Origin of the sequence: Streptomyces sp. NPDC001502, from assembly GCF_042894785.1 — a bacterium.
Classification (GTDB): Bacteria; Actinomycetota; Actinomycetes; order Streptomycetales; family Streptomycetaceae; genus Streptomyces; species Streptomyces kutzneri.
In genome coordinates, this window is sequence record NZ_JBIAVW010000035.1 from 18,327 (window position 1) to 40,178 (window position 21,852).

23 protein-coding genes are annotated in these 21,852 nt (G+C 73.9%); 9 read left to right on the forward strand and 14 right to left on the reverse strand.

The features are described 5' to 3' along the window. Nucleotides 1-149 precede the first annotated feature (149 nt). Both ACFY0D_RS37510 and ACFY0D_RS37515 read right to left on the reverse strand, forming a co-directional pair. A complete protein-coding gene (locus ACFY0D_RS37510) occupies nucleotides 150-2,123 on the reverse strand; it encodes a HelD family protein (RefSeq protein WP_390802406.1) in 1,974 nt (657 codons plus the stop codon). A gap of 318 nt (nucleotides 2,124-2,441) precedes the next feature. After that, nucleotides 2,442-3,077, reverse strand: coding sequence for a hypothetical protein (locus ACFY0D_RS37515; RefSeq protein WP_390802366.1), 636 nt, complete (start codon nucleotides 3,075-3,077; stop codon nucleotides 2,442-2,444). 237 nt (nucleotides 3,078-3,314) lie between these two features. Here ACFY0D_RS37515 and ACFY0D_RS37520 point away from each other — a divergent pair, with 237 nt between their 5' ends. Further along, nucleotides 3,315-3,494 carry a hypothetical protein gene (locus ACFY0D_RS37520; protein WP_390802367.1) on the forward strand — a complete coding sequence of 60 codons (180 nt, stop codon included), beginning with the start codon at nucleotides 3,315-3,317 and terminating at the stop codon, nucleotides 3,492-3,494. A gap of 47 nt (nucleotides 3,495-3,541) precedes the next feature. Further along, nucleotides 3,542-4,309, forward strand: coding sequence for a glycosyltransferase 87 family protein (locus ACFY0D_RS37525; protein WP_390802368.1), 768 nt, complete (start codon nucleotides 3,542-3,544; stop codon nucleotides 4,307-4,309). Here the strand turns inward: ACFY0D_RS37525 and ACFY0D_RS37530 are convergent. Then, a complete protein-coding gene (locus ACFY0D_RS37530) occupies nucleotides 4,267-5,910 on the reverse strand; it encodes a DNA repair helicase XPB (RefSeq protein ID WP_030387353.1) in 1,644 nt (547 codons plus the stop codon). The two genes, ACFY0D_RS37525 and ACFY0D_RS37530, sit on opposite strands and share 43 nt — an antisense overlap. Before the next feature lie 175 nt (nucleotides 5,911-6,085). Next, nucleotides 6,086-6,724, reverse strand: a complete 639-nt coding sequence (locus tag ACFY0D_RS37535) for a TetR/AcrR family transcriptional regulator (protein ID WP_390802369.1) — start codon at nucleotides 6,722-6,724, stop codon at nucleotides 6,086-6,088. A 47-nt stretch (nucleotides 6,725-6,771) separates the two neighbouring features. Between ACFY0D_RS37535 and ACFY0D_RS37540 the strand changes: the two genes are divergently transcribed. After that, complete coding sequence (locus tag ACFY0D_RS37540; RefSeq protein WP_390802370.1) at nucleotides 6,772-7,332, forward strand: peroxiredoxin-like family protein; 561 nt, start codon at nucleotides 6,772-6,774, stop codon at nucleotides 7,330-7,332. A 211-nt stretch (nucleotides 7,333-7,543) separates the two neighbouring features. Here the strand turns inward: ACFY0D_RS37540 and ACFY0D_RS37545 are convergent, their stop codons facing one another. Then, on the reverse strand, nucleotides 7,544-8,335 hold the full coding sequence (locus ACFY0D_RS37545; protein WP_390802371.1) for a hypothetical protein: 792 nt from the start codon (nucleotides 8,333-8,335) through the stop codon (nucleotides 7,544-7,546). 191 nt (nucleotides 8,336-8,526) lie between these two features. On the opposite strand from ACFY0D_RS37545, the gene ACFY0D_RS37550 reads away from it, so the two are divergent. After that, nucleotides 8,527-9,069, forward strand: a complete 543-nt coding sequence (locus ACFY0D_RS37550; RefSeq protein WP_390802372.1) for a DoxX family protein — start codon at nucleotides 8,527-8,529, stop codon at nucleotides 9,067-9,069. 49 nt (nucleotides 9,070-9,118) lie between these two features. On the opposite strand, the gene ACFY0D_RS37555 is transcribed toward ACFY0D_RS37550, so the two are convergent. Continuing rightward, the gene (locus tag ACFY0D_RS37555) at nucleotides 9,119-9,715 is read right to left on the reverse strand and encodes a DUF4291 domain-containing protein (RefSeq protein ID WP_390802373.1); all 597 of its coding nucleotides are present in this window, start codon (nucleotides 9,713-9,715) and stop codon (nucleotides 9,119-9,121) included. A 108-nt stretch (nucleotides 9,716-9,823) separates the two neighbouring features. After that, entirely contained in the window at nucleotides 9,824-12,316 is a 2,493-nt protein-coding gene (locus ACFY0D_RS37560; protein WP_390802374.1) for a helicase-associated domain-containing protein, read from the reverse strand. Between the two features lie 86 nt (nucleotides 12,317-12,402). Here ACFY0D_RS37560 and ACFY0D_RS37565 point away from each other — a divergent pair, with 86 nt between their 5' ends. Beyond that, complete coding sequence (locus ACFY0D_RS37565; RefSeq protein ID WP_390802375.1) at nucleotides 12,403-13,413, forward strand: hypothetical protein; 1,011 nt, start codon at nucleotides 12,403-12,405, stop codon at nucleotides 13,411-13,413. Between the two features lie 45 nt (nucleotides 13,414-13,458). Here ACFY0D_RS37565 and ACFY0D_RS37570 read toward each other — a convergent pair whose 3' ends face one another. Both ACFY0D_RS37570 and ACFY0D_RS37575 read right to left on the reverse strand, forming a co-directional pair. Further along, nucleotides 13,459-14,301 carry a hypothetical protein gene (locus ACFY0D_RS37570; protein ID WP_390802376.1) on the reverse strand — a complete coding sequence of 281 codons (843 nt, stop codon included), beginning with the start codon at nucleotides 14,299-14,301 and terminating at the stop codon, nucleotides 13,459-13,461. 9 nt (nucleotides 14,302-14,310) lie between these two features. Continuing rightward, complete coding sequence (locus tag ACFY0D_RS37575; RefSeq protein ID WP_314251884.1) at nucleotides 14,311-14,811, reverse strand: SigE family RNA polymerase sigma factor; 501 nt, start codon at nucleotides 14,809-14,811, stop codon at nucleotides 14,311-14,313. 211 nt (nucleotides 14,812-15,022) lie between these two features. Between ACFY0D_RS37575 and ACFY0D_RS37580 the strand changes: the two genes are divergently transcribed. Beyond that, nucleotides 15,023-15,640: an HAD family hydrolase gene (locus ACFY0D_RS37580; protein WP_390802377.1), complete on the forward strand. Its 618-nt coding sequence runs from the start codon at nucleotides 15,023-15,025 to the stop codon at nucleotides 15,638-15,640. Between the two features lie 15 nt (nucleotides 15,641-15,655). On the opposite strand, the gene ACFY0D_RS37585 is transcribed toward ACFY0D_RS37580, so the two are convergent. Continuing rightward, complete coding sequence (locus ACFY0D_RS37585) at nucleotides 15,656-15,907, reverse strand: hypothetical protein (RefSeq protein WP_390802378.1); 252 nt, start codon at nucleotides 15,905-15,907, stop codon at nucleotides 15,656-15,658. Nucleotides 15,908-16,085: 178 nt separating this feature from the next. Between ACFY0D_RS37585 and ACFY0D_RS37590 the strand changes: the two genes are divergently transcribed. Continuing rightward, the gene (locus ACFY0D_RS37590; protein WP_030012939.1) at nucleotides 16,086-16,469 is read left to right on the forward strand and encodes a cold-shock protein; all 384 of its coding nucleotides are present in this window, start codon (nucleotides 16,086-16,088) and stop codon (nucleotides 16,467-16,469) included. Between the two features lie 75 nt (nucleotides 16,470-16,544). Here the strand turns inward: ACFY0D_RS37590 and ACFY0D_RS37595 are convergent, their stop codons facing one another. The 4 genes from ACFY0D_RS37595 to ACFY0D_RS37610 all read right to left on the reverse strand — a co-directional run bounded on the left by ACFY0D_RS37595 (nucleotide 16,545) and on the right by ACFY0D_RS37610 (nucleotide 20,218). Further along, the gene (locus ACFY0D_RS37595) at nucleotides 16,545-17,408 is read right to left on the reverse strand and encodes a 1,4-dihydroxy-6-naphthoate synthase (protein ID WP_390802379.1); all 864 of its coding nucleotides are present in this window, start codon (nucleotides 17,406-17,408) and stop codon (nucleotides 16,545-16,547) included. Next, nucleotides 17,389-18,126, reverse strand: a complete 738-nt coding sequence (locus tag ACFY0D_RS37600; protein WP_390802380.1) for a futalosine hydrolase — start codon at nucleotides 18,124-18,126, stop codon at nucleotides 17,389-17,391. The genes ACFY0D_RS37595 and ACFY0D_RS37600 overlap by 20 nt, the downstream gene beginning before the upstream one ends. Nucleotides 18,127-18,139: 13 nt before the next feature. Beyond that, nucleotides 18,140-18,631, reverse strand: coding sequence for a DUF2771 domain-containing protein (locus ACFY0D_RS37605; RefSeq protein WP_150257960.1), 492 nt, complete (start codon nucleotides 18,629-18,631; stop codon nucleotides 18,140-18,142). Between the two features lie 225 nt (nucleotides 18,632-18,856). Then, nucleotides 18,857-20,218: an MFS transporter gene (locus tag ACFY0D_RS37610; RefSeq protein ID WP_390802381.1), complete on the reverse strand. Its 1,362-nt coding sequence runs from the start codon at nucleotides 20,216-20,218 to the stop codon at nucleotides 18,857-18,859. A 327-nt stretch (nucleotides 20,219-20,545) separates the two neighbouring features. Between ACFY0D_RS37610 and ACFY0D_RS37615 the strand changes: the two genes are divergently transcribed. Then, nucleotides 20,546-21,469 (forward strand): DUF3027 domain-containing protein, encoded by a 924-nt coding sequence (locus ACFY0D_RS37615; RefSeq protein WP_390802382.1) that lies wholly within the window; start codon nucleotides 20,546-20,548, stop codon nucleotides 21,467-21,469. Between the two features lie 56 nt (nucleotides 21,470-21,525). Continuing rightward, entirely contained in the window at nucleotides 21,526-21,756 is a 231-nt protein-coding gene (locus tag ACFY0D_RS37620; RefSeq protein ID WP_189735107.1) for a hypothetical protein, read from the forward strand. Nucleotides 21,757-21,852: the final 96 nt, after the last annotated feature.

Sequence of the window (21,852 nt, forward strand, 5' to 3'; positions counted from 1 at the left end):
CGCCGGCGGGGCTGAAAGATCGCCTCAAACGCCGGCGGGGCTGGAGTTCGGCCGGAAGGGCTGGAAGATCCAGCCCCTCCGGCGTTTGAGGCGCGGGGTTCGGGGCGGAGCCCCGGTCTTTCAGCCCCGCCGGGAGGGCGGGGCGCAGGTCAGGACAGGGCGGCCGGGAGCGGGGTCGCGTGGAGGGCCGTCAGGCCCGAGACGGCGCGGGTGAGGCAGACGTACAGCCGGCGCAGGCCCGTCCGCTCGTCCGGCTCGCCGTCCACGATCGCCGCGGGCTCGTCCAGGACCATGTAGTCGTACTCCAGACCCTTCGCCAGCGACGCCGGGACCAGCGTCAGGCGGGACTCCGCCGTCGTCTCCTCGCCGGGAGACAGGTACGGCATCCCCGCCTCCGCCAGCGCCTCCGCCAGCACCGGGATCCGCGCGTCCGCCGCGATCAGGCCGATCGACCCCTCGTGCGCCAAGGAGGCACGGCACGCGGCGACCACCGCCGCCGTCAGGTCCGCCGTCTCCTCGATCCGCAGCGACCCCGGCGTCTCGCGGACCGAGGAGACCGGGGCCAGGCCCGGGGAGATCGACGGCAGCAGCCGGGAGGCGTAGGCGATCACCTCGCGCGGCACGCGGAAGCCCGCCGTCAGTTCCTCCAGCACCGCCTGCGGCTTGCCGAGGTGCGTGAGGGCCTCGTCCCAGCTGCGCGTGGCCCACGGCGTGGTGCCCTGCGCGAGGTCGCCGAGGACCGTCGCCGAGCCCGTGGTGCAGCGCCGTCCGACCGCCCGGTACTGCATCGGCGACAGGTCCTGGGCCTCGTCGAGGACCACGTGGCCCAGCGAATGCGTCCGTTCCACCAGGTCGGCCGCCTCGTCGATCAGCACCAGGTCCGCCGCCGACCACTTCGCCGACTTCACGCTCCGGAACGGCTTCGGCCACAGCAGGAGCTTCTGCTCGTCCTCGGTGAGCACGTCCGCCGCGTGCAGCGCGAGGAACTCGGGGTCGGACAGCAGCCGCAGGACCAGCTTCGCCGGTTCGACGGCCGGCCAGATCTCCTTGACCGCCGCCTTCACCGCCGCGTTGCGGGCCACCGCGTCCTGCACCCGGTCGTCCGGGGCCTCGCCCGCCTGTTCCATCCGAACGAGCACGGCGTGCGCGATGCGCTGCGGCAGCGCGTCGCGGGCGGCGCCGTAGCGGATGTCGCGCTTCTGCAGCTCCTCGACCATCTCCTCCAGCTCGTACGCGGGCACCCGCCAGCGGCGCGAGCCGCGGACCACCATCAGCGGCTCCGTGGGGCGGGTGACGTGGGAGCGGACGGCGCGGCCCAGTACCTCCGCCATGCGGGCGTCGCCCTTGACCACGGCGGTTTCGGCGGCGTCCGTGCCGCGTACCTCCAGGCCGGCGCGGGCGACCAGGTCGTCGACGGTGGCCTGCTTGACCTCCAGCTCGCCCAGGGCCGGCAGGACCTGCTCGATGTAGTGCAGGAAGGAACGGTTCGGCCCGATGACGAGCGTGCCGGTGCGGGCGAGGCGGTCGCGGTGCGCGTAGAGCAGGTAGGCGACCCGGTGCAGGCCGACGGCGGTCTTGCCGGTGCCGGGGCCGCCCTGCACGCAGACGGAACCGGTCAGGCCGGAGCGGACGAGTTTGTCCTGCTCGGGCTGGATCGTCGCGACGATGTCCCGCATCGGGCCCACGCGCGGGCGCTCGATCTCCTGCTGGAGCAGCTTGCTGACCACGGCCGCCTCGCCGGGGTCGGACAGGTGCTCGTCCTCGTACGCCGTCAGCTCGCCGCCGGTGTAACCGAAGCGCCTGCGCAGCGCGATGTCCTGCGGGTCGGTCTTGGAGGCCCGGTAGAACGGCTGGGAGACGGGCGCGCGCCAGTCGATGACCATCGGGTCGCCGCCGGCGTCGTGGACGTGGCGGCGGCCGATGTAGAACTGCTCGCCCTCCGCGCCCTCGGCGAGCTCCGCGCCCGGCGCGTGCAGGTAGTTGAGGCGGCCGAAGAACAGCGGGGTGTGGGCGAGGTCGGCGAGGGCTTTGATGCGGTCGTCGATCTGGGCCTGGAGGACGATCGCGTTGACCCAGTTCGCGGTGACGTCGCGGATGTCGAGGGACTCGACGTCCTCGCGCATGGCGCGCAGGGCGGAACGCGAGGCGGTGAGGTGGGCCCGCTCGCGGCCCAGCGGGTCGGTGGGCGCCGCCGGGTCGGCGATCGGGTTCGCGATCGGGTTCGAGGCCGGCTTCGAGGTCGCGTTCGCGGTCGGGTCGTCGTGCGTGGTCTCGGGGGCGTGCGCGGGCACGGAACTGCCTCCAGCTGCTGGATGCGGAACAGATGGCCCGCCGGTTTCCGGCCGGAGGGCGGCTCTCCCCGATGAGGCGGCGGGAGGCGGCAAGAGCGGAGATTCTAGCCACCGGGGCGGTGCGGCGCGAACGAATATCGGAGGCGGGGATCAGGGGATCGTGAGGGAGGAGAGGAGCTGCTGGTGCATCTCCTTCAGGTCCTTCTCCTTGGCCTCGGGACCGAAGGTCAGGGCCATGACGAGATGGTCGTCGTCGGAGATGAAGCGGATGGAGCCGACCGAGGATCCCTCGGGGTCCTCGCCGGAGAGGGTCGCGTCGAGGGCCGGGCGGCCGTCCACCGTCGTCTTGCGGACGTCGTCACTGGTCAGGGTCCCGGCGCCGGTCAGGCCGTACGCGTCGACGAAGCCCTTGAGGGCGTCTTCCAGCGGAATCCGGTCGCCCGGCATGTCGTAGACGGCGAAGCCGGAGGCTCCGTCCGGGGTCTCCACCCCGTACACGCGGGCGTCGACGGAACCGCCCTCCATGGGGATGGCACCCATGCGGACCTTGGCCTTTCCGGGGAGCTCGGCCGTGATGCCGCTGGGGGGATCGGTGGTCTTCACCGCCTCCCGGGCGAATTTTGTCGACGGGGATGTGGGCGTGGGCGTGGGGGCGGCAGCGACGGCGACCGCGGCGGCGTGTGCCGGGGCGGCGAGCGCGGTGGCGGACGGCAGCAGCCCTCCTGTGACCAGGGCTGTCGATGCGGAGAGCAGCGCGAGCCGCTGCGTCCGGGAACGGTGGGTCATGCGGATCACTCCCCTGGCGTGGTCGGCGGCGCCGCGGACCTTCCCAGGGTCCGTCCCGACCCGCCCGTGTGCATCCGGACGGGTGTCGTACCGCGTCGTACCGCGTCGTACCGGAGAGTGTCAGACCTTGGTATCCACCCCTAGGGGTACGCATGCGACGGGAGGAGGACCCGGGGGCCTTTGAGGTTCCCTCCCGGGAGCGATGTGCGGGACGGCGCGAAAACGCACCATGGATGCATGAGCCCCGCAACCTTCACCTCGATCCAGGGCAGCCGTCCTAGCGGCGCCGCATCCGACTCCCGTCCGCGCAACGGCCTCGGCGGCATGCTGCGCGCCGTCAAGATCTTCGCGGCGACCGCCGTCAGCGTCGTCGTGCTCGGTGAATACGCCGAGGACGCGGGCGTCATACGCCACTGACCTCGGGCCCCACGCAGCACATCCGCTGATCCACTAGGGTCACGCGGGTGACCCGGAGTCCCGTTCCCAGCCGCTCACCGTCGTCCCTCGCCGGTGTGCTGCTGACCGGCTCGCTGCTGCTGCTCGGTGTGCTCTGCATCGCCCTGCGCATTCCGGTGGCCGACGCCCTCGTCCAGGGCTTCTCCGCCGCCGAGTGGGGGCCGTCCGCCACGTATCCGCCGTTCGCTGCGATCCTGTTCACGCCCGCCGCGTGGCTGCCGAGCGGAGCGCTGAAGGCCGTCCTCGTCCTCGGCAACGCCGGCCTGCTCGCCCTGCTGATCACGCTGTCCTGCCGCCTTGCCGGACTCCGGTCCCGGCCCGGGCCCGTGCTGGCCGCCACCATCGCCGGGCTGTGGCTGCAGCCGCTGTTCCAGGCACCGCTGCCCGGGCTGATCAACCTGGCTCTCGCCTGCCTGGTCCTGTGGGACCTCGGGCGGCCGCGCTCCGCGCTCGGCAAGGGCTTCGCGCTGGGCGTCGCCGCCGGGATCACCCTCGCCCCGGCGGCCATCGCCGCGTACCTCCTGCTGACCCGCCGCGTCCGCGCCGGGCTCACCGCGCTGGCGGCCTCGGCCGGGACCGCCCTGCTCGGGCTGCTGGTCCTGCCGGAGGCCTCCGCCGAGTTCTGGACCCGGCACCTGGCCGACGCGGCCCGGGACCTCGTACTGGACTGGCCGCCGCTGTGGGTCTGGTGCGCTCCCTTACTGGCCGTCCTGACCGCCCGCGCGTGCCGGAGTCAGTCGCTCGCCAGCAGCTCGTCGGCGTCCATGATCCGGTAGGCGTACCCCTGCTCGGCGAGGAACCGCTGGCGGTGCGCCGCGAAGTCCTGGTCGATCGTGTCGCGGGCGACGACCGAGTAGAAGCGCGCCTCGTGTCCGTCCGCCTTCGGCCGCAGCACGCGGCCCAGGCGCTGGGCCTCCTCCTGGCGGGAGCCGAAGGTGCCCGACACCTGGATGGCGACGGTGGCCTCCGGCAGGTCGATGGAGAAGTTCGCGACCTTCGAGACGACCAGCACGCTGATCTCGCCCTCGCGGAAGGCGTTGAAGAGCTTCTCGCGCTGCGCGTTGGACGTCTCGCCCTTGATGACGGGGGCGTCCAGGTGCTCGCCCAGCTCGTCGAGCTGGTCGATGTACTGCCCGATGACGAGGGTCTGCTCACCGCGGTGCTTGGCCACCAGCGCCTCGGTGACCTTGCGCTTCGTCGCCGTCGTCGCGCAGAAGCGGTACTTCTCCTCCGTCTCGGCGGTCGCGTAGGCGAGCCGCTCCGACTCCGTCAGATTGACCCGGACCTCCACGCAGTCGGCGGGCGCGATGTAGCCCTGCGCCTCGATCTCCTTCCACGGGGCGTCGAACCGCTTCGGCCCGATGAGCGAGAAGACGTCCGACTCGCGCCCGTCCTCGCGCACCAGCGTCGCGGTCAGGCCGAGCCGGCGGCGCGCCTGCAGGTCGGCGGTGAACTTGAAGACCGGCGCGGGCAGCAGGTGCACCTCGTCGTAGACGATCAGGCCCCAGTCGCGGGAGTCGAAGAGCTCCAGGTGCGGGTAGACGCCCTTCCGCTTGGTCGTGAGGACCTGGTAGGTGGCGATGGTGACGGGCCGGATCTCCTTGCGGGTACCGGAGTACTCGCCGATCTCGTCCTCCGTCAGCGAGGTCCGCTTGACCAGCTCGTGCTTCCACTGGCGGGCCGAGACGGTGTTCGTCACCAGGATCAGCGTCGTCGCCTTGGCCATCGCCATGGCCCCGGCGCCGACCAGCGTCTTGCCGGCGCCGCAGGGCAGCACGACCACACCGGAGCCGCCGTGCCAGAAGCCCTCGACGGCCTGCTGCTGGTACGGCCGCAGGGCCCAGCCGTTCTCGGCCAGGTCGATCGGGTGGGCCTCGCCGTCCACGTAGCCGGCGAGGTCCTCGGCGGGCCAGCCCAGCTTGAGCAGCGTCTGCTTGATCTGCCCGCGCTCGGAGGGGTGCACGGCCACGGTGTCGGCGTCGAGCCGCGCACCGACGAGCGGGGCGACCTTCTTGGACCGCAGGATCTCCTCCAGCACCGGCCGGTCGGTGCTGGTCAGCACCAGTCCGTGCACGGGGTGCTTGGAGAGGGTCAGGCGGCCGTAGCGCGCCATGGTCTCGGCGACGTCGACGAGGAGTGCGTGCGGGACGGGGTAGCGGGAGTACTCGACGAGCGCGTCGACGACCTGCTCGGCGTCATGGCCGGCGGCCCGGGCGTTCCACAGGCCGAGCGGGGTGATCCGGTAGGTGTGGATGTGCTCGGGGGCCCGCTCCAGCTCGGCGAAGGGGGCGATGGCACGCCGGGCGGCTCCGGCGAGCTCGTGGTCGACTTCGAGAAGGAGGGTCTTGTCGCTCTGGACGATGAGTGGACCATTCACGCGCGGCGCCCCGTTTCATTCAGGTCAAACCTCCAGTGTGCCGTACGGCGCGGAGGGTGGGAACACGGCGCTTCGGCGGGGCCGCCTCGGGGCACCGGGTGGGGCACGCCGCGGGGCACCGGGTGGGGCCCTGGGCGGGGCCCTGGGCGGGGCCCTGGGCGGGGCCCTGGGCGGGTCAGCGGCCCAGGCCGTCCAGGAGCAGGGCGAGGCCGCCGTGGAACTCGCGGTCCGGGGTGAGGGAGCGGGCGCCGAGGGCGGCCTCGGTCAGGTACGGGTACTCGTGCGCCGGGAGTTCGGCGATCGCGGCGGTGCCCGCTCCGGAGAGGGCGCCGAGGTGTTCCTGCTGGATCGCGCCGATCACGTAGGCGAGCAGGGCCCGCAGGGCGATGATCCGCTCCTCGGCCCCGAACCCGGCCTCGCCGAGCACTCCGAGGACGGTCTCGCCCCAGCGCAGCACGCCGGGGGAGCGGTGCCGGTGGCTCATGGTGAGCGGCAGCACGGCGGGGTGCGCGCCGACGGTGTCCCGCATCCGGTCGACGAGGAGCGTGATGCGGTCGGGCCAGGGGCCGGCGGTCAGGGGCGGCGGGGTGCTGTCGACGGCGCCGAGGACCAGCTCGACGACGAGGGCCTCCAGCTCCCCGCGGTCCTGGACGTACCGGTACAGGGCCATGGTGCTGATGCCGAGTTCGACGGCGACGGCACGCATGGACAGTCCGGGGAGACCCTCACGGTCGATCACGGCGAGGGCCGCGGCGGCCAGTTGGTCCGGGGTGAGTGAGCGGGGGCGCGGCATGGTGTTGACAGCGTACGACATACGCTTACGCTGTAGGTGTACGACATACGCTTACGGAGGAGACCTCAGTGCAGCTCGACACCGGTTCCATCGTCCGTACCCGCACGCTCACCGCCGTCGCGGACGGCGCGCCCGTGGCCGTCCCCGACCCCGGACACCTCGTCCACCTGCAGTTCCGCCGGTTCGCCGGCTGCCCCATCTGTCATCTGCACCTGCGCTCGGTGGTGCGGCGGCACGCCGAGATAGAAGCCGCCGGGATCCGGGAGGTCGTGGTCTTCCACTCCGGCGCCGACGAACTGCGCGAACACGTCGCCGACCTGCCCTTCGCCGTCGTCGCGGACCCCCGCAAGCGGCTGTACGCGGAGTTCGGCGTCGAGTCGTCCTACCGCGCCCTGCTGGCCGCGCGCGCCTGGCGGGCGATCGCCGTCGGCACGCTCGACATCCTGCGCGGCCGGGCGAAGCCGCCGACGCTCGTCCAGGACGGCGGGCGCCTGGGGCTGCCGGCGGACTTCCTGATCGCGCCGGACGGACGCGTCCTGGCCGCCGGTTACGGGGTGCACGCGGACGACCAGTGGCCGGTGGAAAAGCTGCTGACCCTGGCGGCGGAGGCACGTACCGTCCTGGCCTGAACCAAGACCGGCAGCCCTTCGTGCCCGCCGACTTCGCGATACCGCGGACCCTCGTCGCCGACGGCTTCCGGCTGGAGCCCTAGGGGGGTGTCTCGCCGCCGGGCACAACGAGCGGGACCTCGCCGCCTGGACCGGGAGCATCGCGCACATCGGCGGACCGACCACGCCCCCAGGTGAGACCCGTGCTCGCCGCCGGCCGCGGCGGTCGGCGTCAGCCGCGCCGCTGCCACCAGCGACGCTTCGGTTCGACGGGCTGTACGTCCGGGGCGGGCGCGGTGTCGGCGTCCGGGGCGAGGGCGCCCAGGGCCGTGCGGATGCGGTCGAAGGTCGCGATCGGGTGATGCCCGTCGCCGGGCAGCGCCACGCCGACGCAGACCAGCTTGAAGCTGTTCTCGCCGAGACCGGTGCCGATGAACACCGGTGCGCCGACGCACCCCTGCGGCAGGGTCCCGACCCAGCGGACGCCGTCCTCGCCGGTGCGCACGATCTGCCCGACCACGACGGCCTGCTCCCGCGCGCCGTTCCCGGCACCGACATCGTGGCCGAGGACGTAGGCGGGGACCGGCGTCCCGTCGAGACCGGCGATGTCCTCCTCCGTGGCCGCGACGCCGTCGGTGATCTCGTCCGTGGTCCAGCTCCACCCCTTGCGCGCGGCGTGCGCGTACAGCGCGGTGTCGGGCATGACCGCCACGCCCAGGTCCCCGAGGTGGGTCCACCCCTGCGCGAAGTCCGTCATCGCCAGCTTCTCCGCGCTCATCGCGGGTGCGCACAGCTGCGGCCGGAGGGTGATCTCGGCCGTCTCGACCCTCGTCGGCTCACCGGCGGTCACCAGGTACTGCCGGACGACCGCACCCTCGGCGGTCTCCTCCACGAGTTCGTTGAACCAGAAGGCCGTCGCGTACTGCTCCGACCGGTGGATCCGCTGGAAGGGAAGTGTCGCCCGGCCGGCGTGGCCGATGATCGCGTCGATGATCGCGCTGTGGAAAGGAGGCAGGTCAGACATGGTCCGAGAGGGTAGCCAACGGGTGGGGACGGCCTTTCGGCGCGGTCGTGTCCAGGTGTTCCAGGGCCGAACGGGTAGACGCCGCGGGCCGATGGGACGGGCGGCGACGTCACTCCCGGAGCGTCACCGGCGCGCGGCCTAGGGTGGCAGGCGCCCACTGGCGCCCACAGGCGACGTCGGAACGGACCCTCATGACGCAAGCAAGCTGGGACCGCACGCTCCTCAGCACCTCCTCGGCTCCCGCCACCACCGTCACCCACGACACCGGCCTGCTCCTGCTCCGGCTCGTCGTCGGCCTGAGCATGGCCGGCCACGGCACGATGAAGCTCTTCGGCTGGTTCGGCGGCCCGGGCCTCACCGCGACCGGCAAGGGCTTCACGGCGGCCGGCTACCCCGCCGGCGACGCCATGGCCGTCATCGCCGGTCTCGCCGAGACCCTGGGCGGCCTCGGCCTCGCCCTCGGCCTGCTCACCCCGCTCGCCGGAGCGGCCCTGACCGGCACCTTCATCAACGTCCTCGACGTCCGGGGCCTGAGCGCCTACTTCCCGCCCAAGGGCGTGGAACTCGAAGTGGTGCTGTTCGCCGCGATCGTCGCCCTCACCCTCACCGGGCCGGGCCGCTTCGCCGTCGACCACTACCTCCCGGTGCTGCGCGAGAACCGGCCCCGCTACTCCCTGCTCGCCCTGCTGGTGGGTGTCGTCGCGGGATTCGTCGTCGTGCTCATCCGCGACTGAACCGGCCGGGACCGAGCGGGGCCGACCGGGGCCGAGCGGGACCGACCGGCTACGCGCCCAGGTGGGGCAGCGGACCCGCGGGGTACGGGGTCTCCACGGGCAGCAGGGCGCGCGCGGCCGCCTCGTCCCCGGCCCCGAGCAGACCGCGGACCTCCCGGGCCAGCCCGGTCACATCACGGATGGAGACCGTCCACTCGTCGGCGTACGCCCGCGACGCCGGACCGGACAGGCCCAGCTGGAGCGAGCGGTACGGCAGCGGGTTCAGCCGCAGGTCCCGCTCCGGGTCCCACTGGACCCGGGCGGGCGCCCCGCGCAGCGCTTCCTTCCAGGCCGTCCGGTCCGCGTGCACGCCCCGCGCGTAGTGCGACAGGCAGGCGTCGCGCAGTGCCCGGTCGAAGCCCTCGCGGGTGATCTCGATCGCCAGCACCGTCTCCTGGCCGTCCTTGGCCCCCCAGCCGCAGCGGTACATCATCCACAGGAACGACGGCTTGATCCACGTCATCCGCTCCCGCTTCCAGGCGGGCGGGAAGCGCCCGTCGCGGGCGGCCGGCACCCCGAGCGCCGGGGAATAGGCCTGGTACACCGTGACGGTGGTGTCGGTGTGCGCCGCGCGGATCTGGCGGTTCGGTACGTGCTCGTCGGACATGGGCCCAGGATGACGGCCCGTCACCCTGCTGACCATCGGTTTTCGGCGCGGGCGGCGCGGACCGGCAGCCGCGGCCGCCCCGCCGACCCCACCCCCTACACCTGGTCGTCACACCTGGTCGTCCGCCAGTTCCGCGACACCGGTGATCCGGTGCAGCGCGTACGTCCGTACCTCGTCCGCCGTGTGGTCGTACCCGGTGACGAAGCCGCCCTCCACCCGGACCGGCGCGATGACCCGCTGGCTCGCCGCGCCCTCCGCGTTCACGTACCCGATCCACACCGCCGACCCGGTCAGCGCGGCCGCCTGCACCGTCGCCAGGGTCTCCGCCGCACTCGTGCGCGGCAGTTCGCCCGGCACCCCGGTCCCGGCGGCGGAGGCCGTCGCGGGCTCCTTGCGCACCGCCGTCGCCGCCACGTCGCCCGCGCGGATCGCCCGTACGGCCGCCGCCAGCAGCGTCGCGTCCGGCACCGGCGGACCCTCCGGCACCGGTACGGGCGCCGAGCGGGCCGGGGTGCGGTGGGCGTCGGCCCGCGCCACCAGCACGTCGCCGGTACGGGACTCCGCGGCCGGCGCGTAACCCATCGCCCGCAACCCCTCCAGCAGCACGGTCGGATCCGCCTGCGCCGCCAGCACCGTCGGCGCGAGGCGGCGCAGCCCCAGCCCGGCCGACCGCTTGTCGGCCAGGATCTCGCCCAGCATCGCGTCGTCGTCGCAGCGCACGTACGAGGAGGCCGCGCCGACCCGCAGGTGTCCGTGCCGGCGGGCCACGTCGTCGATCAGGTAGGCCAGCGGCTGCGGCACCGGCGTACGGCTGTGCTCCTTGAGGAAGGCGTGCAGGTCCGCGGCGGCATGACCGGCGTCCAGGGCCCGGCGCACCGAGCCGGGCGTGAACCGGTACACCGTCGCCCCGCCCTTGGACTCCACGTCCGCGAGCACGGCGAGGGTGTCGCCCAGCGGGCGGCGCAGCGGGCCCGGGGCCACCGCCGTCAGGTCGGCCTGCAGCAGCACGTGGTCCACCGGCTCCGGCAGCAGCGGGGCCAGCAGCGGGGCCGGGTCGCGGTGCTCCAGCATGGCCCGGCCGGGACCGGACAGGGCGCCCCGGCCGGTCACGCCGAGGACCTCCGCCTCGACCAGCACCCAGTGCGCGAGACGCGCCCGCAGATCGCTCGCCCCGCGTACGGGACGCTCCCAGGCGAGCCGCGCCAACAGGGTCTCCGGGTCGGGCGACGCGCCCTCGGGCAGGTCGCCGAGGAGCTCCAGCACGCGCCGGCGCACCTCGGGGGCGGCGGACCGGTCGAGTTCGGGGCCGAGCGCGGAGAGCGTGCGCCCCTTGGTGTCCTGCTCGCCGACCAGCGGGGCCGTGCGGGTGGCCGGCAGCCAGGCCGCCGCGAGGTGCGACCAGCGCTCGGCGGGCGGCAGTTCGACCCAGTCGTCGAAGGCCGGGGTGGGCGCGTACCGCTCGTCCGCCTCCCCGTCGCTGGCCAGCAGACCGGCCGCGTAGGCCAGTTCGGCCCAGAAGGCCGTCTGCGGCTCGGTCGTGTCCAGCAGGGCCGCGGTCCGCTTCAGGTCCCGTACGGAGAGCCCGCCCGCCCGCAGGACCGGCGGACCGGCGTGCTCCCAGGACTTCACCAGCTCCTCGACGGTGGCCAGCGCGGCCAGCGCCTGCCCGGCGGCGTTCGCGTCCACAAGCTGTGGACGGTGCTCGCGGTGCGCGGGCACCGGCGGAGCCACCGGCGCGGTGTCCCGGTGCGCGAGCCCGCCGCGCAGGTGCAGCGCCACCTCGCGGGGCAGCACGACCGTCCGCGCCGTCGCGGGCAGCAGCAGGCCCCGGTCGCGCAGCCAGCGCACCGGCGGCGTCGGATTCGGGGTGACCTCCCCGTACGGCGGCCCCCACACGAGCCGCCCCAGCACCTGGTGCGCCTCCGCCGGAGCCTCGTCCAGCAGCGCCGACATCCGCTCCGGATCGGTGAACAGCCCGGTCAGCGCGGTCACCGCGGACACCGGGTCGTGGGTGGCGGGCAGCCCGACGGCCGCCACGATCTCCTGCACCCGGGTCGGCGACATCCCGGCCGTGGCCTCGGCGACCGTCGGCCCGAGGCCCGTGGGGGAGGGGCGGGAGGCCGAGGGGGCGAGCAGCTCGCGCGCGGTGCGGACCAGCCGCAGCCGGTCCTCGTCGCCCCACACCAGGGCCTGGTCGCGCAGGGTGGCCAGGGCGCCGGGGAGCTCGGCGCGGGCCCGTTCGTCCTCGCCGCCCGTCAGCAGCCCCTCCAGCACCGGGTACGGGCACGGGTCCGGGCCCACCGCGAGGGCCTCGGCGGTCTGCAGGGCGAACCGGTCCAGCCGGTCCAGGGCGCGCACCACCGAAGCCCGGGTGCCGGCCCGGGTGGCCAGCTGCGTCACATCGCCCGGCACCGGCCCGAGCAGGTCCGGGCGGGCGCGCAACAGGGCCGCGAGCGCCGCGTCGTCACGGGCGCGCAGCGCCTCGGCGAGTGAACGCGGGGAGCTTCCCGCCGGGCTCCCGCCGGCGGATCCCGCCGCAGTGCTTGCCTCGGGCACAGTCGCCTCCTGGTCGCGTCGGCCGGTCAGTCGGCCGGTCCCCATCCGGTCAACGGTATCCGCTGCGCCCGCAGCAGCTCCACGGGCGCACGCGCTACCTTCGGGACAGGGGGTAAGGGAGGAGCCTGGGCGTGGGGATCGAAAGCGACCATCTGGTCTACGAATATCTGAGCCGCGTCGGGGACTTGGCGCAACAGCGGCAGCTGTCCTCCGGTGACCGGATGCGGCTGGTGTCGGGGCTGCGGGACGAGATCGACCGTCGGCGCGCCAAGTACGACCCGGACACCCCGGCCGCCGTACGGCGCATTCTGGAGCGGATCGGCACGCCCGAGGAGGTCCTGGACACCCTCGGCTCCCGGCAGGGCGCGGCGCCCGCCCCTGCCCCCGCGGCCCCCGCCGACGCCGGCCTGTCGGTCCCCGTCCAGCGGGGACCGGGCCGCCTGCGCAGCCGGAAGGCGGCCCCGGCCCGCCCGGCGGCGGAGCCCGAGAACGTGCCGCCGCACCTGGCCGGGCTGGACGAGCTCGGCCCCTCCGGCGGGGCCGAGCCCGACTGGTGGCGGGTGAGCCCGGCGGCGTACGGGGCGGGCCCGCAGGTCGACGGCTTCGCGGGCGGCATCGAGATCCCGGACCTGTTCAAGGAAGGGGCGGAGGACGAGCCGGGGGAGGCGGCGGCGGCGCCGGCTCGGCCCGGGGAGGACGAGGGGCGCGCGCGGAGCCTCGTACGGTTCCTGCGCGAGCGGCGGCGCGCGAAGAAGGACGCGGCGGCCGGGGCCGCCGGGCCGGAAGCCCCGGCGGCCCCGGCCGCCCGCCCGCGGCCGAACGCCCTCCTGCTGCTGGCGGCGGCCGTCCTCGTCGTCGGCATGGTCACCGGCTACTGGCTGCTCCTCGTGGTCGGCTGGCTCCTTCCGTTCGCCTCGCGCGTGCTGAGGCCGGCCGAGCGGAAATGGGCGGTCTTCGGCCCGCCCGGCGCGGTGCTCGCGGGGGCGGTGCTGTGGGTGTGGGGCCGGATGAACGGCAAGTGGGGCGAGACGCTGCCCGACGACCAGCTGAGCGGGGCGCTGCACGGGATGGGGCCGTGGGTCCTGCGGGGCGCCGCGCTGGCCTCCGCGCTGTACCTGGTGTGGCGGGCGCGGCGGCGGTAGCCGGGGGCGCGGCGGGGCTGGATGTGGCCGGCGGGGTCGGGGCGGTCAGCCGCCTACGATCGTGCGCTGCATCTCTTCCACCGGGTCGCGGTCGGCCGCCTTGACCAGGTCGAGGAAGGCGGAGGACTTGGCGAGGTCGAGGAGCTGTTGGGCGGTGACGGGCGCCGAGGTGTTCGACGCGTCGTGCGGGCTGACGGCCAGCGAGACGTCGCTCGCGCCGTAACGGAACGAGACCCGGGACTCGGTGACCGTGCCGTTGTTGACCGGCGAGATCCACGCATTGGCCTCGATGCCGCCGGGCAGGGTGGCCTTCGAGCAGACCCGGCCCTTGACGTTCCGGCAGGCCTGGGGAGAGGTGCCCGGTTCGAACGGCCGCACCGAGAAGATGATGTGGAAGGCCTTGCCGTCCTTGGTGCCCTGGTAGTGCCGCACGTTGAGGTCGATCCGCTGCACGGTGCCGACCGACGGGGGCAGCAGCCGCTGGAGCACTTCGACGGCCTGGTTCTGGAAGTTCTCCTGCCGGGCCCGCTCGGCGGGCGGCAGGTCGGCCATCGACGATTCGCCCGGACTGGGTTCGAGGTGGATAGGCGGCGGCGGTCCGGAGCTCGCCGGCGGCGCGGCCACGTCGATGACCCCGGTGGCTCCGGTCGCCCCCCGGCCGTCGCCGTCGCCCGGCAGGACGAAGGCTCCGGCCAGGCCGAGCCCGGCCACGGCCAGTACCGCACCGCCGATCGCCGCCCGGACGCGCGCCCTGCGGCGCAGGCCCTGGGCGCGGGCCGGGCCCACCAGGTCCACCGTGGCGGGCAGTTCCGCGGTCGCACGGTCCATCGCGTCCCGGACGAGCCTGGCTGCGGCCCGGTCTTCCGTGTGGTCCTCGTTGGTACCCATGGCGTCTCCTCAGCTCTCGGTGGCGTAGATGTGGGCCTCGCCGAGCCGCGCGCGCAGCTTCGTCAGGGCGCGCGAGCACTGGCTCTTGACCGTGCCCTCGCTGCAGCGCAGCAGTTCGGCGACGGTCTCGACGCTCAGGTCCTCCCAGTAGCGCAGGACGACCATGGCGCGGGCCCGCGGCGGGAGTTCGGCCAGCGCGGCGAGCAGGGTGACGCGCAGGTCGGCGTGCTCGGGCCGGGACGGCGGATCGGCGCGCGTGTGGGCCAGCAGGTCACGCAGGCGCCGCCGCCGCTCGGCGAGGAAGGTGCGGGTGAGCACGGTTCTGGCGTACGCGTCGGGATGCTCGGCGGCGGACACCCGCCGCCAGTGCTGGAACAGCTTCGCGAGCGTCGTCTGCGTCAGATCGCGTGCGCCGTCGGCGTTCCCGCACAGCAGGTACGCGGTCCGGTACAGCTTGCGCTGACCGGCCCGGGCAAAGGCCTCGAAGTCGTGCTCGGTGCCTGGTGGCATCCGCCCTCCCCTTCACATGGTGTGTCTCACCCCTGTCCTGAGTGCCGCCGCCGGGAAAAGGTTGAGCACGGATATGAGGGATTCGAAGGAGGTGCAGGATGCGTGGGCCGCGCCGGACGGCGGGCGGTCTTCGGCGTGCGTTCCCCTGATGTAGGCGCGCAGTCGGCCCGCAGTCGGCCTGCCGTGCGGGCGCCTCGGCACAATGGAAGGTATGAACCTCACCGTCGGCTTCGACCTCGACATGACCCTCATCGACTCGCGCCCGGGAATCAAGGCCGCCTACCAGGCCCTTTCCTCCGAGACGGGAACCTTCATCGATGCCGACGAGGCGGTCACCCGGCTGGGTCCGCCGCTGGAGGAGGAGCTCGCGCACTGGTTCCCGGAGGCCGAGATCCCGGCCGTGGCCGACCGCTACCGCGAGATCTACCCCATGTACGGCATCGGGCCGACCCCGGCCATGCCGGGCGCCCGCGAGGCGATCGAGGCCGTCCAGGCGCTGGGCGGCCGCGCGATCGTCGTCACGGCCAAGCACGAGCCCAACGCCCGCCTGCACCTGTCGCACCTCGGCATCGAGCCCGACGCGGTCGTCGGCTGGCTCTGGGCGGAGGCCAAGGCCGGTGCGCTGCGCGAGTACGGGGCGCAGGTCTACGTCGGCGACCACGTCGGCGACGTACGCGGGGCCCGCACGGCCGGCGCGCTGTCCGTGGTGGTGCCGACCGGCCCGTGCCCGGAGGAGGAACTGCGCGAGGCGGGCGCGGACGTGGTGCTGCCCGACCTCACCGCGCTGCCCCAGTGGCTCGCGCAGTACGTCGCCGCGCAGCCCGTCTGAAAGCTTCCCGGGCGGCTACGCCTGCGAGGCCCGGGCGGCCCGGCGCTGCGCCGAGGCCGAGCGGAGCACGCCCGCCGCGGAGAGGGCGAAGCCGACGCCCATGAGCATGCAGACCGCCCACGCGTACGGCGGGAACGGGTCGATGTCGAGGAAGAGCGGAGCCATGGTCGCCAGCGTGGCCACGGCCCCGGCGATGAACACGATGCCGCCGGCCTTGACGAGTCCGTCGCCGGGCCGCGCTTCGTCTGAATGAGGAGTAACAGTCACCTCACCAGGGTAGTTCCCTGGCCGAAGCAGCCGACCGTGAAGGACCGGGGAACGTCTTGTCACCCGGCCCCCGACCATTAGCCTTGAGGTGGCGGGTCACACATGGCCCGCTGCGCTGTTGTCCGGAGCCGTTCACGGCACTTCGGACCCCCGACGAGCACAAGGACAGAGGACGGACGTGCCTACCGGCAAGGTCAAGTGGTTCAACAGTGAGAAGGGCTTCGGCTTTCTCTCCCGCGACGACGGCGGCGACGTCTTCGTCCACTCGTCGGTGCTCCCTGCCGGGGTGGACGCTCTCAAGCCCGGCCAGCGCGTCGAGTTCGGTGTCGTCGCGGGCCAGCGCGGTGACCAGGCACTTTCGGTGACGGTACTGGACCCGGCACCCTCCGTCGCGGCTGCGCAGCGGCGCAAGCCCGACGAGCTCGCCTCGATCGTGCAGGACCTCACGACCCTCCTGGAGAACATCACCCCGATGCTGGAGCGCGGCCGCTACCCCGACAAGGTGCACGGCACGAAGATCGCCGGACTGCTGCGCGCGGTGGCCGACCAGCTCGACGTCTGAACCTCGCACCGTCACGCGTACGACTGCGCCCCGCCACTCGAAAGAGCGGCGGGGCGCAGTCGTGTGTGCGGGCGGTCAGTCCTGCGGGAAGTCCAGCGAGCCGGGCGGGATGGCCGGTACCAGACCCTCGGCCGCCGCCCGTGTGAGCAGCCCGCGCACCGCCGCGTAGCCGGAATCGCCGAGGTCCGCGGTGAACTCGTTGACGTAGAGACCGATGTGCTGGTCGGCGACGGCCGGGTCCAGCTCCTGGGCGTGCGCGCGGACGTACGGGCGGGAGGCCTCCGGGTCGTCCCAGGCCATCCGGACCGACGTACGGGCCGACTCGGCCAGCGCGCGCAGCCGCTCCGCGCCCAGCGAGCGCCGGGCGATGATCGCGCCCAGTGGGATCGGCAGGCCGGTCGTGGACTCCCAGTGCTCACCCATGTCGGCCAGGCAGTGCAACCCGTAGTCCTGATAGGTGAACCGGGCCTCGTGGATCACCAGCCCGGCGTCCACCCGGCCGTCCCGGACCGCCGGCATGATCTCGTGGAACGGCAGGACGACGACCTTGCCGACGCCCTCCGGCAGCACGTCCGCGGCCCACAGCCGGAACAGCAGGTAGGCGGTGGAGCGTTCGCTCGGCACGGCCACCGTCCGCCCGGTCAGGTCGAGCCCCGGCTCGCGGGTCAGTACGAGTGGGCCGCAGCCGCGCCCCAGCGCCCCGCCGCAAGGCAGCAGCGCGTACTCCTCCAGGACCCATGGGAGGACGGCGTACGACACCTTCAGCACGTCCAGCTCGCCGCGCTCGGCCATGCCGTTGGTGAGGTCGATGTCCGCGAAGGTGACGTCGAGGGCGGGCGCGCCCGGTACCCGGCCGTGGGCCCACGCGTCGAAGACGAAGGTGTCGTTCGGGCAGGGCGAATAGGCGATCTTCAGCGGTTCACCGGTGCGGGTGCTCATGGCGTTCTCCCCAGTTCGCGAGTACGGGCCCCAGCACGCGGAAGCCGCCGGCGAGCGCGGTCAGCGCGTCCCCGATCCGCCAGGCGGCACGGTCACGAGGGCCCACGGCGTTGGACACGGCGCGGATCTCCAGTACGGGCAGCCCGTGCGCGGCGGCCGCCTCCGCGACCCCGAAACCCTCCATGGCCTCGGCCCCGGCCATCGGGTGCCGGGCGGCGAGCGCGGCGGCCCGGGCGGCGGTCCCGGTCACGGTGGAGACGGTCAGCACGGGCGCGAGCAGCGCCCCGGTCGCCTCGGCGGCGCGGGCGGCGAGCTCGGCGGGCGGCAGGTGCACACTGTGCCCGAAGCCCAGCTCCGTCACGTCGAGGAAGCCGTCGGGGGTATCGGCCCCCAGGTCGGCGGCGACGATCGCGTCGGCGACCACGAGGGAACCGAGCGGGGCGGCGGGCGCGAACCCGCCGCCGATGCCGGCGGAGACGACGAGCGAGTAGTCGGCGAGGGCCAGGGCCAGGGCCGTGGCGGTCCCGGCGGCGGCCGCCGCCGGACCGACGCCCCCGACGAGCACGTCGAAGGCGATGCCCGGAAGGTCCCGGCGGTTGATGAGGTAGCCGCCGGGCAAGGTGCGTGGCTCAGGACCAGGAGTGTCCGGATGAGGGGTCAGCCCGGTGGTGACGGAGTCTGCCTCCGCCGCCACCGCGGTCACGACGAGCGCGCGCACCGCCGCCGCCCGGTTACTTGAGCTTGAGGTTGAAGGACCAGACGGCGAGCGGCTTGCCGTCCTCGGCGATCTGCAGGAACGCGAGCTTCTTGGAGGACGGGGCCTCGCCCTGGCCGCCGGTCGCGAAGACGTCGGCGCCCGGGAAGCTGCGGTAGGTGTTCGAGGAGGGCTCGGTGATCGGCTGGCCGTCCAGGACCGCCGACCAGCGCTTGCCGTCCTCGACGATCTCCGGCTCGACACCGAGACGCAGCGTGTCACCGCGGGCGTACTCGACGGTCTTGGGGTTCTTGAGGTTGGTGAGGCACTCCTGGACCTGGTCCATGGAGAGCTCCTTGCCGTCGTTGTGGCAGGAGGCTTCGGCGGACACCGACGAGGTGCCGACCGTCACGGTCGCCAGCGGTGTCGGCTTCTCGCCGCAGGCGGAGAGGAGGAGGAGGCCGGCGGACACGGCTCCGAGGGCCGCGACGCTGCGGCGGGCCCTACCCGAGAAAAGCGGTGCGGTCATGAGCCGAAGGCTATCGGGCCGGTGGGCTGCGCCGCCGCACGGGGTACCGGTGGCCTGCGGCGCGGCGCGGCGCGGCGCGGTCCGGCTCCGCCGGTTCGGCCGGTTCGGCCGGTTCGGCCGGTTCGGCCGGTTCGGCCGGTTCGGCCGGTTCGGCCGGGTGCGGCGCCGTTGCCGGGGCGCCGCCCCCGGACCCCCGCGCCACAAACGCCGGCGGGGCCGGACTTCCTACGCCACGCGGGGGCGGGCGGTGTCCGGGTGGTGGGGGCGGGGGGTCGAGAGGACGCCGCGCAGGGCCATCGTCGTACCCAGGGCCACGATCGCCGCGGCCACCGACATCCCCAGTACCCCGTTCAGCGGAAGCACGATGCCGATCGCGCCGCCCAGGACCCACGCCACCTGGAGCAGCGTCTCCGAACGGGCGAAGGCCGAGGTCCGCACCGACTCCGGGACGTCCCGCTGGATCATCGCGTCCAGCGACAGCTTCGCCAGTGCCTGGCAGAAGCCCGCCGTCGCGGCCAGCACGGCCATGAACAGCGCGCTGAAGAACACCGCCGCGAGCACCGCCACGCCCAGGGTCAGGCACAGCACCGCCGCGATGATCGCCTCCGGCGCCCGCGCCCGCAGCCACGCTCCCGCCGCCGTGCCGCAGGCGTTGCCCACGCCCGCCGAGACGCCCACGATGCCCAGCGACACCGCCGCGCTCTGCCCCGCCAGGGGATGCTCGCGCAGCAGGAACGCCAGGAAGAAGATCAGGAACCCGGACAGCGCACGCATCGAGGCGTTCGCCAGCAGCCCGCACAGCACCGGCCGGCTGACCGTCCGCAGGCCCGGCCGCTTCGAGTGCGGCTCGTGCGTGGACAGCCGCGCCCGGCGCTCGCCCTTGGCCTCGTCCACCTTGTGCGGCAGCGTGAACGCCGCGACGGTGCCCCACACGAAGATCACGCAGGCCCCGTACAGCGGCCACGGCGGCCCGATCAGATGCAGGGCGGCACCCACCGGTGCCGCCGCGCCCGTGGCCAGCAGGCCGGCCAGCGTGACCCGGGAGTTCGCCTTGACGAGTGAGAATTTGGGCGGCAGCAGCCGGGGCACCACCGCACTGCGGACCACCCCGTACGCCTTGGACGCCACCAGCACGCCCAGCGCCGCCGGATACAGCTGAATGCCCCCCGTGGCCACCGCGCCCGACATCAGCAGCGCCAGCAGCGCGCGCGCCAGCATCGAGGCCGCCATCGCCGCCCGCCGGCCGTGCGGCAGCCGGTCCAGCAGCGGACCGATCACCGGGGCCAGCACGGTGAAGGGGGCCATCGTGATCGCCAGGTACAGGGCCACCCGGCCGCGCGCCTCGTCCGTGGGAACGGAGAAGAACACCGTCGAGGCCAGCGCCACCGTGATCATCACATCGCCGGCGCCGTTGATGGCGTGCAGCTCGATCAGCTTGCCGAGGCCCGATTCCCCCGCCCCGTGCGCGTGTGTGGCCCGCCGGATCCCCCGCGCCGGAAGGTGCAGCGCACGCCCGACAGCCCGGCCGGCCCGCCTGGCCGGTCCCGAGCCGTCGTCGGACGACCGTACGGGTGCCACACTCGACATAGTGCCCCACCCGGCCCTGCCGGGCGCCTCCCGGCGCGTCACCCGGCCGGTGGCTTGTCCGCGAATCGGACCTTGCATGTGTGCCCGAGGCTTAAGAGGAGGTAGCGTGCGTAGCGCGCCACCGGCGGTTGCTCCTGGCCGCGCGCCTCTTCGTGATCCCGCAGAATGGGTCGCAGTGAGGTGCGCCCGGAGTCCGATCGGGTGCGGACGTCGACGCGGCCCTCTGGTCCGCTCCGCCCGTGCCACGTACGGACAGCACCGACGGGTCGTTGTGGACGACAGTACGGACGGCGCACACGTGAGACGGCGTAGGAGAGAACGAGACCAGTGAGTGCTGCGACGACGCGAAGCCGTACCCCGCGTACCCCCGACCGCCTCTGCGTCGAGGCGGTAGAACTCGCCCGCGCGGCGGCCGAGGAGGCCGCCTTCCCCGGAGTGGTGGGCGCGCACGTCTCCGCCGTGGCGGAGGGCGACCGCGTCGTCACCCACTTCTTCGAGTCCAAGGAACCGGGCTACCGCGGCTGGCGCTGGGCCGTCACCGTGACCCGCGCCTCCCGCGCGAAGAACGTCACCCTCGACGAAACGGTGCTGCTGCCCGGCGACGACGCGCTGCTGGCCCCCGAGTGGGTGCCGTGGAGCGAGCGGCTGCGCCCCGGCGACATGGGCCCCGGCGACCTGCTGCCCACCGACGCCGAGGACCTGCGCCTGGAGCCGGGCTGGTCGGGCGAGGACACCCCGCCGCCGAACTCGGTGGTCTCCGCCGAGATGGCCGAACTGGTCGAGGCCGAGGACGCCGACGTCACCGACCGCGCGGTGGTCCCCGTACGCGGCTCCATCACCTCGGTCGCCGAGGAACTGGGCATGCGCCGGGCGCGCGTGCTCTCGCGGTACGGGCTGCACACCGCCGCCGACCGCTGGGACGAGTCCTTCGGCGCCAAGACCCCGATGGCGCAGGCCGCGCCCGCGTCCTGCGTCTCCTGCGGCTTCCTGGTCGCCATCGGCGGCTCGCTCGGCCAGGCCTTCGGCGTCTGCGCGAACGAGTTCAGCCCGGCCGACGGCCGTCTGGTGTCGCTGTCCTACGGCTGCGGCGGCCACTCGGAGGCCGCGGTCATGCCGGCGCCGCTGCGCCCGGCCCCGCCGGTGCTCGACTCGATGGCCTCGGACGAGTTCACCCTGCGACCGGCCTCCGACACGGGCTCGGTTCCGGTCTCGGAATCGGATCTGCCGGCCGCGGACCTCGGCCACTCGTAGCCTCGTGGTCCGCCCGGCAGGCCCCTTCCGGCGGCCGTGCGGCGTACCCTCGCCCCATGGGGGACACGGGCGCCGACGCGGACATGGTGGGACTGACCGGCCGGGTGACCGGGACGGTCGGGCCGGGGCTGGTGGGCGAGGTCATCGTACGGATCCGGGGCGGGGCGGAGCACTTCCTCGCCCACCCGGTCTCCGGGACCGGCCGCATCGCCGTCGGGACGGTGGTGACGGTGGTCGAATACCTGCCGCCGCGCACGGTGTACGTGATGGCCGCCTACGACAACTGACGCCCCGTCCCACCTGTACGTATCAAGATGGCGACAAGACTCGGCCCGCATCTTCCGGCGGGGATGCGGCAGGCGCAGACTCGGCCTCGTCGGTGC

Bases quoted from the DNA above. Each gene is read 5' to 3' on its own strand.
- ACFY0D_RS37510 (WP_390802406.1), bottom strand. From the start codon at position 2,123: ATGCGCGAGGACGTCGAGTCCCTCGACATCCGCGACGTCACCGCGAAC.
- ACFY0D_RS37515 (WP_390802366.1), bottom strand. From the start codon at position 3,077: ATGACCCACCGTTCCCGGACGCAGCGGCTCGCGCTGCTCTCCGCATCG.
- ACFY0D_RS37520 (WP_390802367.1), top strand. From the start codon at position 3,315: ATGAGCCCCGCAACCTTCACCTCGATCCAGGGCAGCCGTCCTAGCGGC.
- ACFY0D_RS37535 (WP_390802369.1), bottom strand. From the start codon at position 6,724: ATGTCGTACGCTGTCAACACCATGCCGCGCCCCCGCTCACTCACCCCG.
- ACFY0D_RS37545 (WP_390802371.1), bottom strand. From the start codon at position 8,335: ATGTCTGACCTGCCTCCTTTCCACAGCGCGATCATCGACGCGATCATC.
- ACFY0D_RS37550 (WP_390802372.1), top strand. From the start codon at position 8,527: ATGACGCAAGCAAGCTGGGACCGCACGCTCCTCAGCACCTCCTCGGCT.
- ACFY0D_RS37555 (WP_390802373.1), bottom strand. From the start codon at position 9,715: ATGTCCGACGAGCACGTACCGAACCGCCAGATCCGCGCGGCGCACACC.
- ACFY0D_RS37560 (WP_390802374.1), bottom strand. From the start codon at position 12,316: ATGGGGACCGGCCGACTGACCGGCCGACGCGACCAGGAGGCGACTGTG.
- ACFY0D_RS37570 (WP_390802376.1), bottom strand. From the start codon at position 14,301: ATGGGTACCAACGAGGACCACACGGAAGACCGGGCCGCAGCCAGGCTC.
- ACFY0D_RS37575 (WP_314251884.1), bottom strand. From the start codon at position 14,811: ATGCCACCAGGCACCGAGCACGACTTCGAGGCCTTTGCCCGGGCCGGT.
- ACFY0D_RS37580 (WP_390802377.1), top strand. From the start codon at position 15,023: ATGAACCTCACCGTCGGCTTCGACCTCGACATGACCCTCATCGACTCG.
- ACFY0D_RS37595 (WP_390802379.1), bottom strand. From the start codon at position 17,408: ATGAGCACCCGCACCGGTGAACCGCTGAAGATCGCCTATTCGCCCTGC.
- ACFY0D_RS37605 (WP_150257960.1), bottom strand. From the start codon at position 18,631: ATGACCGCACCGCTTTTCTCGGGTAGGGCCCGCCGCAGCGTCGCGGCC.
- ACFY0D_RS37610 (WP_390802381.1), bottom strand. From the start codon at position 20,218: ATGTCGAGTGTGGCACCCGTACGGTCGTCCGACGACGGCTCGGGACCG.
- ACFY0D_RS37620 (WP_189735107.1), top strand. From the start codon at position 21,526: ATGGGGGACACGGGCGCCGACGCGGACATGGTGGGACTGACCGGCCGG.